11 protein-coding genes are annotated in these 14,468 nt (G+C 49.1%); 10 read left to right on the top strand and 1 reads right to left on the bottom strand.

Translation table 11 applies throughout. The features are described 5' to 3' along the window. Positions 1 to 317: 317 nt before the first annotated feature. A complete protein-coding gene (locus R6242_RS06745; RefSeq protein ID WP_318425384.1) occupies positions 318 to 1,310 on the bottom strand; it encodes a DUF3369 domain-containing protein in 993 nt (330 codons plus the stop codon). Between the two features lie 205 nt (positions 1,311 to 1,515). On the opposite strand from R6242_RS06745, the gene hslU reads away from it, so the two are divergent. From hslU to R6242_RS06695, 10 genes are all read left to right on the top strand, one after another. Continuing rightward, positions 1,516 to 2,811 (top strand): ATP-dependent protease ATPase subunit HslU, encoded by a 1,296-nt coding sequence (hslU, locus tag R6242_RS06740; protein ID WP_293935026.1) that lies wholly within the window; start codon positions 1,516 to 1,518, stop codon positions 2,809 to 2,811. 838 nt (positions 2,812 to 3,649) lie between these two features. Then, positions 3,650 to 4,618 carry an ABC transporter substrate-binding protein gene (locus R6242_RS06735; RefSeq protein ID WP_293935024.1) on the top strand — a complete coding sequence of 323 codons (969 nt, stop codon included), beginning with the start codon at positions 3,650 to 3,652 and terminating at the stop codon, positions 4,616 to 4,618. 165 nt (positions 4,619 to 4,783) lie between these two features. After that, positions 4,784 to 5,683, top strand: a complete 900-nt coding sequence (locus R6242_RS06730) for an ABC transporter permease (RefSeq protein WP_318425381.1) — start codon at positions 4,784 to 4,786, stop codon at positions 5,681 to 5,683. Beyond that, on the top strand, positions 5,680 to 6,474 hold the full coding sequence (locus R6242_RS06725) for an ABC transporter ATP-binding protein (RefSeq protein WP_293935019.1): 795 nt from the start codon (positions 5,680 to 5,682) through the stop codon (positions 6,472 to 6,474). Before R6242_RS06730 ends, R6242_RS06725 begins: the two co-directional genes overlap by 4 nt. 372 nt (positions 6,475 to 6,846) lie before the next feature. Continuing rightward, positions 6,847 to 8,895: a TonB-dependent receptor domain-containing protein gene (locus tag R6242_RS06720; RefSeq protein WP_293935016.1), complete on the top strand. Its 2,049-nt coding sequence runs from the start codon at positions 6,847 to 6,849 to the stop codon at positions 8,893 to 8,895. Between the two features lie 299 nt (positions 8,896 to 9,194). Continuing rightward, a complete protein-coding gene (dhbC, locus tag R6242_RS06715; protein ID WP_318425376.1) occupies positions 9,195 to 10,385 on the top strand; it encodes an isochorismate synthase DhbC in 1,191 nt (396 codons plus the stop codon). Next, positions 10,385 to 12,007 (top strand): (2,3-dihydroxybenzoyl)adenylate synthase, encoded by a 1,623-nt coding sequence (locus tag R6242_RS06710; protein ID WP_318425373.1) that lies wholly within the window; start codon positions 10,385 to 10,387, stop codon positions 12,005 to 12,007. The genes dhbC and R6242_RS06710 overlap by 1 nt, the downstream gene beginning before the upstream one ends. Positions 12,008 to 12,360: 353 nt before the next feature. Further along, positions 12,361 to 13,224 (top strand): isochorismatase family protein, encoded by an 864-nt coding sequence (locus R6242_RS06705; protein ID WP_318425369.1) that lies wholly within the window; start codon positions 12,361 to 12,363, stop codon positions 13,222 to 13,224. Positions 13,225 to 13,262: 38 nt separating this feature from the next. Beyond that, the gene (locus tag R6242_RS06700; protein WP_318425366.1) at positions 13,263 to 13,544 is read left to right on the top strand and encodes a DUF2218 domain-containing protein; all 282 of its coding nucleotides are present in this window, start codon (positions 13,263 to 13,265) and stop codon (positions 13,542 to 13,544) included. A 9-nt stretch (positions 13,545 to 13,553) separates the two neighbouring features. Next, the gene (locus R6242_RS06695; protein ID WP_318425363.1) at positions 13,554 to 14,441 is read left to right on the top strand and encodes an alpha/beta hydrolase; all 888 of its coding nucleotides are present in this window, start codon (positions 13,554 to 13,556) and stop codon (positions 14,439 to 14,441) included. The last annotated feature ends 27 nt before the right edge of the window (positions 14,442 to 14,468 follow it).

Genomic DNA, 14,468 nt, shown 5'->3' with positions numbered 1-14,468 from the left:
AGATAAAACAAATTTTTATATACGAAAAGCACTAAAGATACGAAAAATAAGCCATTCAAATATTAGATTGCCTAAGATATGTTTAGCTGTATTTTGCCGTAGAGATGAAGAGTGGCTTGGTGCTGAGCAAGCTATATCCATTATTAATAGCGTAAGGCGGGTGCAACCCGCGAGCGATGCTGAAAAAACGCGGGTTGCACCCGCCCTACGATAGGGATGATGAGTGTGAGCAAGAGACTTAATCAGGACATTTTTTATAAAATGGCTGAGTTATTTTATTTAGTTATGCACGATAGCATATTGATTTTATTAACTAATTAATGATCGCTTCGCAACTCTTGAATCTCTTTATTCATCATTAGGTTTTCAAACGCGATGCTGACATTGCGGCAGAATAATTCGATCAATTCTTTATCTGGATTAGATAAAGCCACAGGCCCATCGATAATCAGTAAATTGACTGGCCCACGTTCGGTATGGAAAAAACCGACAAAATGATCTGCAGCATACACGCTGCTTTCGTCATGGATGGCCTGCTTAATGGATGCATCAAACTGCGCCAGCTCGCTATATTCTAGTTTTTTGCCACAAAGCGCTTGATAACCGCCTGTAGCATACATCACTTGAATCCCCCCATTTTGGGATAAAGCGGCCATTCCGCCTTGCACCACAATATATAAAGCCTCTTGCTCAAAAAACAGCAGAGATTGCAATTGCTCCAGCACGCCTTGGGCAAAATTTTGAATAGATTGTTGTTTAAAAATACTGGCGGATGCTTCAATCACTTTAATTAAGCCACGGCGATTAGCCGCTAACATTTGGCGCTGATGCTCTAGCAGCATAATGTCTTTATACGAGCGTAAAGTGCCTAAGATGGCGGTGTAAAGCTTATCGCGGGTTAGCTCTGTTTTGGCTTTGTAATCATTGATATCGTAGCTTTCAATCACATGCCGCTCGGGTGCTACACCGGGCTGACCGGTGCGTAAGATAATACGAATTTGGTGATTACCTAATATTTCACGGATTGCATGGGCTACTTGCAGGCCAGAATCTTCTTGCTCCATCACTACGTCGAGTAAAACCAGCGCAATATCATTACGAGAGCGAAGTAGCTCCAAGCTTTCTGCTGCAGAATAACAGGATAAAATTTCTAGCCTTCGGCCTAAGAATTCGATATTGGCGAGTGCAAGCCGAGTGACATGATGAATGTCAGGTTCATCGTCAACCACTAGAATTGTCCATAGCTTGCCATTGGTGCTGGTAGATGTTTCTTCACTATCTTCATCTAGCCAGTCATCGTTATCGTTCATATTTCTCTCTGCGTAAGCTTAGTTCATTATTATTGTAGAACTTATCGTGTGCTTTGATAGGAGATGAATGTTTTTTTGCCTTTTAATAAATACGCTTAGCCGAGCACCCTGTTTGAGTAGGGTAATAGTGAAATATCTATGCCTTAGTCTTTAAATTTAGCGCCAGTGTCGCCATCTGCTTTGTATATTTTGTTAAGGATTGATCATGAGCCAAATGACTCCGCGGGAAATTGTTCACGAGCTAGATAAACATATTGTTGGCCAAACTGCGGCTAAAAAGGCCGTGGCGATTGCGCTGCGTAATCGTTGGCGCAGGCAACAAGTGGCAGAGCCGCTTAGAAATGAAATTACCCCAAAGAATATTTTGATGATTGGGCCAACCGGTGTGGGTAAAACCGAAATTGCCCGTCGCTTGGCTAAATTATCTGACGCGCCCTTTATTAAAGTAGAGGCGACTAAATTCACCGAAGTGGGTTACGTTGGTAAAGATGTAGACAGCATTATTCGTGATTTGGTTGAGGTAGCCGTTAAGCAAGTGCGGGATAAAGCCATTAGCCGTAATCGTGTTCGAGCGTCAGATGCGGCAGAAGAGCGCATTCTTGACGTATTGCTGCCGCCTGGCGGCAGCGATGATTCGGATACTCGCCAAAAATTCCGCAAGATGTTGCGTGAAGGTAAGTTGGACGAAAAAGAGATTGAAATTGAAGTGGCAGCAAGCGTGCCCACCATGGAGGTGATGAGCCCGCCGGGCATGGAAGACTTTTCTAGCCAAATTCAGCAAATGTTTAAGGGGGCGTTTTCCGATAAAAAAAAATCGCAAAAGCTTAAAGTTGCTGAAGCCATGAAGCTGCTCACCGAAGAAGAAGCGGGCAAGCTGGTGAATGAAGAAGACGCTAAAACCGAGGCCCTGTTTGCGGTTGAGCAAAACGGTATCGTGTTTATTGATGAAATTGATAAGGTCACCAGCCGCGCCGAGGCGGGTAGTGGCGAAGTCAGCCGCCAAGGCGTGCAGCGCGATTTATTGCCACTGGTAGAAGGCACCACGGTCACCACTAAATACGGCATGGTTAAAACCGATCACATTCTGTTTATTGCCAGCGGCGCATTCCATTTAGCCAAACCATCAGATTTGATTCCAGAGCTGCAAGGGCGGTTTCCGATTCGGGTAGAGCTTAACTCACTGACTGTGGATGATTTTGCTAGCATCTTAACTGGCACGGATGCCTGCCTTGTGAAGCAATATCAGGCTTTACTGGCAACAGAAGAAGTTGAGCTTGATTTCACGGATGACGGCGTAAAACGCATGGCCGAAATTGCTTGGCAGGTAAATGAAAGCACTGAAAACATCGGAGCGCGGCGTTTATACACCGTGATGGAGCGTTTGCTAGAAGAAATCTCTTTTGATGCCAAGAGCGGTAAGATTGTGGTGGATGCTGAATTTGTAAGCAGCAAGTTAGGCGGCATTGCTGCGGATGAAGATTTAGCGCGTTACGTGCTGTAGTTCTTATTTTTATATCAGGCGGAAAACCCCTGCAGCAAAACTTTGCTGAGGGGGCTTTCCGCCTATTTTTTTGTCTTAAGCAGCCGCTAAAATACTGCCAAGCACGCAGTGAGTGATGAGGCGACTGGCCTAAGCATCTTGATTTTTAAGGGGCTTTACCGTTCCTCGCCTTGGGGCTGTGTTTTACTTAGATATTTCTGGAAAATGTCATTTATGTGAACTAGGCTGATAAGCAACTTTCTGGATCGCCGTGTGTTGACTTAAAACATCTTAAAATTTGTAGTGTGAATGACATTTTGTGTAGCGATTTTTGCTGCAAATAAGTGCTCGCCTTGGGGCTTTACACACAGGCCGTGATTGTGCTTGTGGCCTGATTTTACCTTCCTACTTTGTTTTTGCAGTTTTATCCTTCAAATGAGAACAGGCTTGGGTTTTAGCCTTGTTTTTTCTTGATTTATATCACCTTTTAGTCTTATTTAGTGCTTGCCTAATTGCGCTGAATAACGATCTTACCCACAAAGTTATCCACAGTATTTTAAGCTGTCGTTTATTAATCATAATTACAGCAAAAGCCCTCTATTAGGGATATCCCCGCTTTGTCTCTTTAGGCGACTTACCTCTATTATCTTTGGCGTAACTCACACCGTTGTGCGCTTATATTTCTGATATTTCATTTATTGGTATTTGCGTAGTAAATGCCGTGCTTGGCTATTTATTCGTCATCAGTTTGAAAAGATAAAACAGTTGTTTTATATGCAAATGCGCGTATTTTCTATTTGAAATTTCTCGGCTTCTTTTTATCCAGCTCCACAATCACTTTGAAATAAGGATTTGGTCGATGCTTAAATTATTTAAACCTACTCTTTTGGCTACTCTTTTGGCCCTTAGCTTGGCTCCAACTTCGGGTGCCGCAGAAATGAAATCGGTGGCGGTAACGGCGATTGTTGATCACCCTGCGCTTGATGCCGCACGCAAAGGAGTAGAGGACGAATTAAAAGCAGCGGGCTTTGAGCCGGGCAAGCAAATTAAGTATCAATTTCAAAGTGCTCAGGGCAATACCGCCACCGCAGCACAAATTGCCCGCAAATTTGTTGGCGATCAGCCTGATGTGATTGTTGCGATCGCCACACCTAGTGCACAGGCTGTCGTAGCGGCTACTCGCAGTATTCCAGTAGTGTTTACTGCAGTGACTGATCCGGTGGCCGCCAAGCTGGTTAAAAGCTGGAAGACAGGTAACGATAATGTAACCGGCGTGTCGGATATGTTAGAGCTGTCGCCACAAATCGATTTAATCTTAAAAGTAAAACCAAACGCCAAGCGTGTTGGCATGGTGTATAGCCCAGGTGAAGTTAATTCAACCATCGTGGCTAAAGAGTTAAAGGCCGAATTGGCTAAGCGCGGCATGACGCTGGTAGAAGCGCCTGCGGCCCGCACGGTAGATATTTCTACTGCGGCGAAAAGCTTGGTTGGCAAAGTGGACGTGATTTACACCAATACGGATAACAATGTGGTTTCTAGCTACGAATCCTTAGTAGGCGTGGCACAGCAAGCGCAAATTCCTTTGATTTCTGGCGATGCCAGCTTAGTAAAACGCGGTGCAATTGCTGCGATGGGGATGAGCTACTACGAGCTAGGCCGTCAAACCGGCAAGATGGTCGTGCGTATCTTGAAAGGCGAAAAAGCAGGCGATATTGCACCCGAAGTAGGCTCTAAGAAAGAATTGATGGTGAACACCACCGCCGCAAAGAAACAAGGCGTAACGCTATCTGCAGCACTGCTAAAAGAAGCTAAAGAAGTGGTGAAGTAAAAAAATGCGTCAAAACCCAAATCTTGAACCACAGAGAACACGAAGTACACAGAGTTTCACAGAGAAAATCTTGTTGGGTTTGTCTCCGTGCTCCTCCGTGTTCTCCTTTCCTCCGTGTTTTAAGGTTTGGGTTTTCAGATTTGATTGTTGCTCCCTGGAATACTTATGACTCCCATTGCCCTGATGGGTGCATTGGAAATTGGCTTGATCTTTGCGCTGGTGGCGCTTGGGGTGCTGATTTCTTTTCGCCTGCTGAATTTCCCAGATTTAACTGCCGATGGTAGCTTCCCTTTGGGTGGCGCAGTTGCGGCCACTTTAATTACTGGCGGGCATGATCCTTGGTTTGCCTGTGCAATGGCGGTGCTGGCAGGGGCGGCTTCGGGCTGGTTAACGGCTTGGCTGAATGTGCGGCTGAATATCTTGCAGCTCTTAGCCAGTATCTTGGTGATGATTGGGCTTTACTCTATTAATTTACGCATTATGGGCGCGCCTAATTTGCCTTTGATTGGATCGCCTACGGTGTTTGCACCGTTTATTGGTGAGCAATTTGAGCGGGGTTGGCTGGTGCAGCCAGCGGTATTGGCAGTGATTATTGTGCTGGCCAAGCTAGGCATGGATTTCTTTTTTGCCTCGCAAGCGGGCCTAGCCATGCGGGCTACAGGGGCAAATCCACGTATGGCAAGGGCGCAAGGGATTGCTACCGATAGAATGATCTTGGTAGGAATGGCGCTCTCTAACGCGCTGATTGCCTTTGCCGGTGCGCTCTATGTGCAAACCCAAGGCGGCGCGGATGTGTCTATGGGCGTGGGCACCATTGTGGTGGGCTTGGCGGCGGTGATTATTGGCGAAACGCTTTTGCCATCGCGCAAGCTTTGGGTAATTACGCTAGCTACCGTATTAGGCGCTTTGCTGTATCGTTTATTGATTGCCTTGGCGTTAAATGCCGATTTTATTGGCTTAAAGGCCCAAGATTTAAATCTGATTACCGCCGTATTAGTTGGCTTTGCCTTGGTGTTGCCAAAATTAAAAGCTAAACTATTCCGTAAAAAGGGGAAAAAATCATGATGGAAGTCCGTGATTTATATAAAACCTTTAACCCCGGTACGCCTATTGAGAATCTAGTATTGCGGGGATTATCGCTTACTATTGAATCAGGGCAATTTATTACCGTGATTGGCAGCAATGGTGCGGGTAAATCGACTTTTCTGAATGCCATTTCTGGCGATTTACAAATGGATAGCGGCAGCATTCATATCGATGGGCAGGATGTGACACGGCTTTCTGCTTGGCAGCGGGCGGGCATGGTGGCGCGGGTGTTTCAAGACCCAATGGCAGGCACTTGCGAAGGGCTGAGCATTGAAGAAAACATGGCGCTAGCTTGGCAACGTGGCAAAAAGCGTGGTTTTGGCCGTGCGGTAAAAAACGAGCAGCGGGCGATTTTTCGCGACAAACTTGCTACCTTAGAGCTGGGCTTAGAAAACCGCCTTGGCGACCGTATGGATTTGCTCTCTGGTGGACAAAGGCAGGCAGTGAGCCTCTTAATGGCGTCTTTGCAGCCATCACGTTTGTTGTTGCTGGACGAGCACACCGCCGCACTCGATCCTAAAACAGCGGCTTTTGTATTGCAGCTGACGGATCGTATCGTTAAAGAAAACAACTTAACCGCCCTCATGGTGACGCACTCTATGCGCCAAGCACTGGATCACGGCCACCGTACCGTGATGTTGCATCAGGGCCAAGTAGTACTGGATGTGGCGGGGGATAAGCGCCACACCATGGAGGTGGGCGATTTGCTGGCGATGTTTGAAAAAACACGCGGCGAAAAAATTGATGACGATGCTTTGTTATTGGGTTAATTTTTGAAATGCGGAGTTCATCCATAAATGGTGAACTCCGCCGCTGCTGGGCTTACCTATGAGCCTAAGCGGTTCTATCTAGCGATAATGCTGTTTAGCTAAACCTGCTTGCGTGAGCAGCAAATCGCACTGTTTACGCACTATTCTCTCCAAAATTCGCTCTGTATTTTTGACGCAGCTTAGCGTTATTTTCTGCGCCTCTCCTTTATTCTTTCTACATAAGACAGTCAATTTCTAGCGATGTCATCCATATTGCTTACCGATTCTGCTTGTGACATACTCACATCCGTCATGTGAATAGCACTTATTCTCATTATCATTTTATCCGGTAGACTTTTCCCAGACCCACTCGCCCAGAAACTGGAGGCTGTTTTGATTCGCTTTACACCCCGCCCACTCCCCTTATTTTTAAGCTTGCTTACAATAACTAGCTTGCCTGTTTTTGCGCAAAATGAAGTTACGCTAGATTCTATAGTTGTTACTGCTTCTGGTTTTGAGCAGCAAATTAAAGAAGCGCCAGCCAGTATTTCGGTGATTACTCGTGAGCAGCTTGCAGCTAAGCCTTATATGAATCTTGAAGACGCCGTGCGCCAAGTGGAAGGGGTGAGCATTACCGGCTCAGATCCAAATGATAAGGATATTTCTATTCGAGGCATGACGGGCGAATACACGCTGATTCTGGTGGATGGCAAGCGGCAAGGCACGCGTGAAACGATGAACCGCGGCACCGGTGGTGTGCAGTCATCGTTGATTCCTCCGCTGGCAGCTATTGAGCGTGTTGAAGTGATTCGCGGCCCGATGTCTTCTTTATATGGCTCAGATGCAATGGGCGGCGTGATCAATATCATTACGCGTAAAGTGGGGAAGCAGTGGCAGGGTTCGGTAAGCGTGGGTGGCACTTTACAGGGTGATTCGGCTTACGGTAATACCGCTCAAGGTGATTTCTGGTTAAGCGGCCCTTTGAAAGAAGGCGTGGTTGGCTTGCAAGTGTTTGGTAATTACAGTGACCGTGCTGAAGATGAAATTTTTTATCCAAGCAACCTCACTCAAGGTGCATATGGCGAGCGTAATCGCAATCTGGGTGCAAAGCTGACGATTGTGCCAAATGAGCAGCAAGATGTGGTGCTGGAAGTCGGCCGTAATGATTTAACCAATAAAAGCACTGCAGGCAAAACCAATGCGGATGAAGTGGTGGAAACCACGCATAGCAGAGATAGCTGGGGCATTACGCATAACGGCCGCTGGGGCTTTGGCATAAGCAAGCTGGCCTTGTATCAAGAAGTTGGCAAGCTGGAAGCATGGGAAGACGGTAAGAAAAAAGCCAGCGAGCCAAAAATTGTAAATACGGTGCTGGATGCTTTGATTACGCTACCGTTTGATCAGCACGTGCTTAAAACGGGCGCGCAGATTAATCATGGCCGCTTGTCTTCTATTGCGGGTGAATCGCCTGTTGCTGGCCATGGTGTGAGCCCTGATGAAGCAAGCGCAAGAACATGGGCGCTGTTTTTAGAAGATGAATATGCATTAACTAGCAAATTGTCTTTAACTGGCGGTATTCGCATGGATGATGCGGATCGTTATGGCTCGCATTGGAGCCCGCGTTTATATGCCGTGTATCAAATCAATGATGCATGGACGGTTCGTGGCGGAGTTGCGAGCGCCTTTAGAGCGCCTGCATTACGCCAGACTACAGCTGGCTACTGCATGACGTCGGGCGGCGGCACTTCGATCCGAGGCTCCTTGTGTGGCAATCCAAATTTGAAGCCTGAAGAAAGCGTAACCGAAGAAATTGGCGTGCGTTATGACGGCACTAAGGGCGAGTCATTCTCTATGACGGTCTTTAATAATAATTTCAAAAATAAAGTAGTGAGTTTTGATACTGGTAAAAAAGACCCCAGCAATCCCAAACTCAATACCTATGTTTACGACAATCTTGACCAAGTTGTTATGCGTGGTGCAGAGCTAGCCGCTAGCTGGCCTTTAAGCCGCGAGCTTAGCCTTTCGGGCAATTACACCTATACCCAATCACGCCGTGAAGGGGGGACCGAGCGCTCATTTAGTGGTGGCTCTTTAGATGGCGCTCCACTGGGTAAAACGCCTGAGCACTTAGCTAATGCGCAGTTGAACTGGAAGCCATTAGAAAAGCTATCGGCTTATACCCATGCTACTTACACCGGCAAAGAAACTTGGGCGGCTTTCCGTAATGGCGCAGTTGGCCCGCGCGAGCGCCCAAGCACACTCACATTTGATGTGGGTGGCCGTTATGAAATCAACAAAACCTTCGCTGTAAGCTTGGCAATGATGAACTTGACTGACAAGATTGTCCCCGTTGATACCCGTGCCCGTCTTCAAGGCTTAGATGGCAACTGGATGGTGGATGAAGGCCGTCGTTACTGGATGAAGCTGGAAGCAAACTTCTAAGCAACTGATAAGCAGCCCTTGCATATGCAGGGCTGCTTGTTTTGTAAGTTTGAGTTTGTAATTAACTTTAAGTGCATGTACTTACGTATGGCTGGTGAAACGCCATATGCGCTACGCAATAGAATTGGCGAGATGAAGTGGTTCTATCCACATAGTCTTACGGACACTAAGTCCTACCCACAGCTATGGAATATTTTTGAGCTTAAATGTTAATAATTCTCATTATTATTTTGAGGAGATTGGCGATGTGTAATTGGAAGGTTGGCTGTTTGTTCACTCTTTAAAAGAGATGCTCTGTTATGAATGATATTTTTCGCGGTGAATTACGTACACAGGCTCAGTATTTACTTTCGGGCTACCAAACCGATGCGCCTATTTTCTTTGCTAGTGCACGGCATACGATGCTGGCCCAAGGGCATTACTCAAGTGTTGCTCCGGCCCAAAGCCTAGAAGCGCTCAATCACGCTGTACTTGCTGCAATAAAGCAAGCCAAGGCAACGGGTCATCCTGATCCTATAGTGGTTGGGGCGATCCCATTTGATGGGCAAAATCCTGCTTGCCTGAGTATTCCAAGTAGCGTATTACGCGCTGGCCCTTTGCCCCAAAGCCTTGCTCGGCTTAATCCACAAGCCGTGCCATGCACGATTAAATCGCTGCCAGAGCCGCAAACCTACGCCGATGGCGTGGCGAAGGCGGTTGAGCATTTAAAAAATAAAGATCTAGATAAAGTGGTGCTGGCACGTGCGTTGGATTTAACCGCCGCTCAAGTCATTGATATCCCTAAATTATTACTGACCTTGGCGCAGCGTAATGCGCATGGTTACACCTTTGCGGTCAATCTTTCCGCCAGCCCCGAGCCGCGTATTTTAATTGGTGCAAGCCCAGAGCTGCTGCTACGTAAGCAGGGCAAGTTGGTGTTTTCTAATCCACTGGCAGGCTCTGCAGCCCGCAGTAGCGATCCGGTAGAAGACCGCCAGCGTGGTGAGGCCCTGCTGCAATCCGCCAAAGATTTGCATGAGCATAAAGTGGTGGTAGAGGCGGTTGCCGCTGGGCTAAGGCCTTTTTGCAGCACGCTGAATGTACCGGCGCATCCTGTGCTACTGCATACCGAAACCATGTGGCATTTATCCACGGAGATCAGCGGCGAGCTGATTGATGAAGCAACAACATCGCTGACGCTGGCTGCGGCCCTGCACCCAACGCCTGCCGTGTGTGGATATCCCAACCAGGCTGCGCGTGATCTGATCGCGCAAATCGAGCCATTTGACCGTGGTTTTTACACCGGCATGGTGGGCTGGTGCGATGCCAAAGGCGATGGGGAGTGGATTATCACTATTCGCTGTGCCGAGATTGCCGGTAATACGCTGCGTCTTTTTGCCGGAGCAGGGATTGTGGCGGCGTCTTCGCCAGCCAGTGAGCTGGCCGAAACCTCGGCTAAATTTCGCACCATGCTCAACGGCATGGGCTTAGTGCATGCGGGGGAGGTGTAATGAGCTCATTGCTAGCGCATTGCACCCCGTGGCCAGTGGCACTGGCGGCAGATTACCGCAGCAAGGGTTATTGGCAGGGGCAGACCTTCAGTGATTTGTTGGCACTGAGGGTAGAGCAGGATGGCGATCATCTGGCGATTGTGAGTGGCGCAACACGCTGGACTTACCGCCAGCTGGCACAAGAAGCCGATAGACTGGCTCAGGCTTTCACCGCGCTGGGCATTACTAAAAATGATCGCGTTGTGGTGCAACTGCCTAACTGCGCCGAGTTTTTTGCCGTGATCTTTGCCTTGTTTAGGCTAGGGGCTTTACCGGTGTTTGCCCTGCCCGCACACCGAAAATTAGAAATCAGCTACTTCTGCCAGCATGCCGAAGCGGTAGCTTATATTATTGCCGATCAGCATGGCGGCTTTGATTACCACCAACTTGCCAGCGAAGTGAAAGCCATTTCACCCAGCTTGCAGCATGTGCTGGTACTGGGTGATGCGGGGCCATTTACGGCTTTGCAAACCTTAAACACCCAAGCCATCTTGCCTGCGCCGCCGCAGGCTAGCGATGTGGCGTTTTTTCAGCTCTCTGGCGGCAGTACCGGCACGCCTAAGCTGATCCCGCGTACCCACGATGATTATATTTACAGCCTGCGTGGCAGTGCAGAAATCTGCGGCCTAAGCCCCGCCAGCGTTTATCTTTGCGTGCTGCCTGCTGGGCATAATTTTGCCCTTAGCTCCCCTGGCTCACTGGGGGTTTTTTATGCGGGAGGCACGGTGGTGCTGAGCAGCAGCGCCAGCCCAGATCAAGTGTTCCCGCTGATTAGCCGCGAGCGCGTCACCATTACCGCCTTGGTTCCACCGCTGGTGCCAGTATGGCTAGATGCCGCCGCTAGTCTGCAGCCTGATTTATCCAGCCTGCAGTTGGTGCAGGTGGGCGGTGCTCGGTTTAATAGTGAGATGGCGGCACGGCTGGTGCGAGAGCTGGGCTGCACTTTGCAGCAGGTATTTGGTATGGCCGAAGGGCTGGTGAATTACACCCGCCTTGATGATGCTGAAGCACTGATTTTGCAAACCCAAGGCAGGCCGATCTCGCCTGATGACGAAGTGCGGGTGGTGGACGATGAAGACCAGCCGCTGCCCGTGGGTGAAATAGGCCATCTGCTTACGCGCGGCCCTTACACCATTCACGGCTATTACAAAGCTGCCGAACACAATAGCCGAGCCTTTACCGAAGATGGTTTTTACCGTACCGGCGATTTAGTTAGGCAAACGGCAGAAGGCTATCTAGTGGTAGAAGGGCGGGCAAAAGATCAGATCAACCGTGGCGGCGAGAAAATCTCTGCGGAAGAAGTAGAGCATCAGCTGCTTGCACACAAAGGCGTGCAAGACGTGGCAATTGTTGCCATGCCAGATGCTTTTTTAGGTGAGAAAAGCTGCGCATTTATCATCCGGCGCGATCCTAGCCTACGCGCGGTCGATCTCAACGGCTACCTGCGCCAACTAGGCCTTGCCGCTTACAAAATCCCTGACCGGATTGAGTTTATCGAAGCCTTTCCAAAAACCGGCGTAGGTAAAGTCAGCAAGAAAATCCTGCGGCAAATGATAGAGCAGCGGCTACTTGTATCTTCCTAATATATCGCAGCGTAAGAGATAGCCCTCGCAAAATCTTAAACCACAGAGAACACAGAGAACACTGAGTTTCACAGAGAGAAAATGAAGGTAAATCTCGCTGTTCTCCGGTGGTTTTTCAGAAAATTTTAAATTCAGCTATCTGAGTTTTCCTCACTGATCTTGGCATAGGGCTGTAGCCCCTTGAGACAAGCCGAGCGAGGAACAAGCGGGGTGGGGAAGTCGGCGATTCGTGTTTGAGCGTAGCAAGTTGAATCGCCGCCACCTCGATGGCCCGCGCGGGGGCTCCCGCAGCAAAACAGCAGTGCCGAAGGCACTAAAAAATAAACCATCCATTAATAAGAAGACATAAGCCAATGGCTATTCCAAAAATCAGCGCCTACCCAATGCCAAACCAGTTTCCTGCTAACCGTGTGAGCTGGCAGCCCGATGCCAAGCGCGCGGTGCTGCTGATTCACGATATGCAGGATTATTTTCTAGATTTTTATGACGGCACCGCCGCGCCTATTCCTGAGTTGATCGCTAATACTCGGCGGATTTTAGATTTGGCGGCTAAGCTGGGCATCCCCGTGGTTTACACCGCCCAAACCCCAGAGCAAACCTTAGCAGAGCGTGGCTTATTGCAGGATATGTGGGGCCCAGGTTTGGTGGCGCGCCCAGATCGAAAAGACATTGTGGCGGCGCTAGCGCCTACGCCCCAAGACACCGTGTTGCCTAAATGGCGCTATAGCGCGTTTCAGCGTTCAAACTTGCTAGAAATCATGTGCGGGCAAGGGCGAGACCAGCTGATTATTTGCGGCGTTTATGCGCATATTGGCTGCATGATGAGCGCTTGCGATGCCTTTATGCATGATATCCAAGCGTTTTTTGTGGGCGATGCGCTGGCAGATTTCTCAGAAAAAGAACACTTAATGGCGCTGGATTACGTAGCGCAGCGCTGCGGCTTTACCACCTCTACCGCGGATCTGATCTCCGGCTTGCAGGGAGCTGGGCTACCCACGTCTATCGATGAATTAAGGCAAATCATTGCCAGCAGCTTGCAAATGCCCGCTTCTGATTTGCGTGATGATGACAACTTGCTGGATTGGGGCTTGGATTCAATTCGGATTATGAGCTGGCTAGAAACGTGGCGCAGAGCAGGGGTAACGCTTAATTTTATGACGCTGGCTGAGCAGCCAACACTGGCAGCGTGGTGGCGTTTATTGGCGCAAGCAGCCTAGTACCCATTACCGCTCATGCTTAAACCTCAGGAAATAAAATGCTAAATAGCCGTAGCCAATTAACGGTCCCCTTGGCCGATAAAGTCTTGTACAAACTATGTAAGCATTACGCGCTCAAGATCCCCGTAGAGTTTGATAGCGAACGTGCTTATATCCCTTTTGCCATGGGTGAATGCCATATTCGCCGCGAGCAAGAAACGTTGTTTATACACTGCCTTGCCGATACGGCAGAGAAGCTGGCAAAGATTGAATTGGTGATGGATGAGCACCTTGGCTTGATGGTGCGTAATCCAGAGCTTGCGCTCGATTGGCAGATGTAGGACGTATCGATGCCATTGTTTACAGATCAAACATTCCCGCCAAATTGGCAAAGCGCAGCGCTATCTAGAAGCCTGAGTTTTGAGATCGATTCGGCTTATACCGGCCAGCGTTATCGCATTTTGCTGGGCCTGCCACACCAAGCACCAGAGCCAGCGGGCTATCCCGTGCTTTGGGCCTTAGATGGGCAGGCTAGCTTGCCCATTATGGAGTTTGCTCGCCCCAAGCCTGTCACTGGGGAGGAGAGCCCTCAATGGCGCGCGCGGGTGGGTGAGCAAGCCGCTTTATTGATTGTGGCGATTGCTTATGCCAGCGGCGAGCCGATTGATGTGCATGCTAGGGCGCTGGATTACACGCCGCAGATTGCTGGCGCGGGTGATGCTTTTTCACCAAGGCACGGCGGTGCGGCTGCGTTTTTGAGTTTTCTCACGCAGGAATTACGGCCTTTATTGGCGCAGCACTTTGCGATGGATGCACGCCGCCATACCTTGTTTGGATTTTCTTATGGCGGCTTGTTTACCCTGCATACCTTAAGCACCGCGCCCCAGTATTTTCAGCGTTATTGGGCGGCCAGTCCCTCGCTGTGGTTTGGCAATCACCATACTTTAAGCCAGTTACCGCTTAGGCTAGATCAGCTGAAAAGCCAATTTAGCCAAGCCGATTGGCAAGTGATGATTACGGTGGGGGCGCAGGAGCAAGATCCTCCTTCTGATGCCGCTGCAGCGCTGCAGCAAAAATTGGCCGAGCGGCGCATGGTGGATAGTGCAGAGCGCTTTGCTCAAACCTTAAACGAAGCGGGTATTGCTACAGAGTACCAATGCCTGCCAGCGCATGATCATTACGATATGTTGATGCACGGCGCACGGCGAGTTGTGGACTTTGCCAGCCGCTCGCGCTGAGCTGCAAGCTTTTCTATCAGGACCTCC

Source organism: Iodobacter sp. CM08 (genome assembly GCF_033446605.1).
Lineage (GTDB): Bacteria > Pseudomonadota > Gammaproteobacteria > Burkholderiales > Chitinibacteraceae > Iodobacter.
The sequence above is the reverse complement of the archived record's forward strand: the minus strand, read 5'-3'. Positions and strand labels throughout refer to the sequence as shown.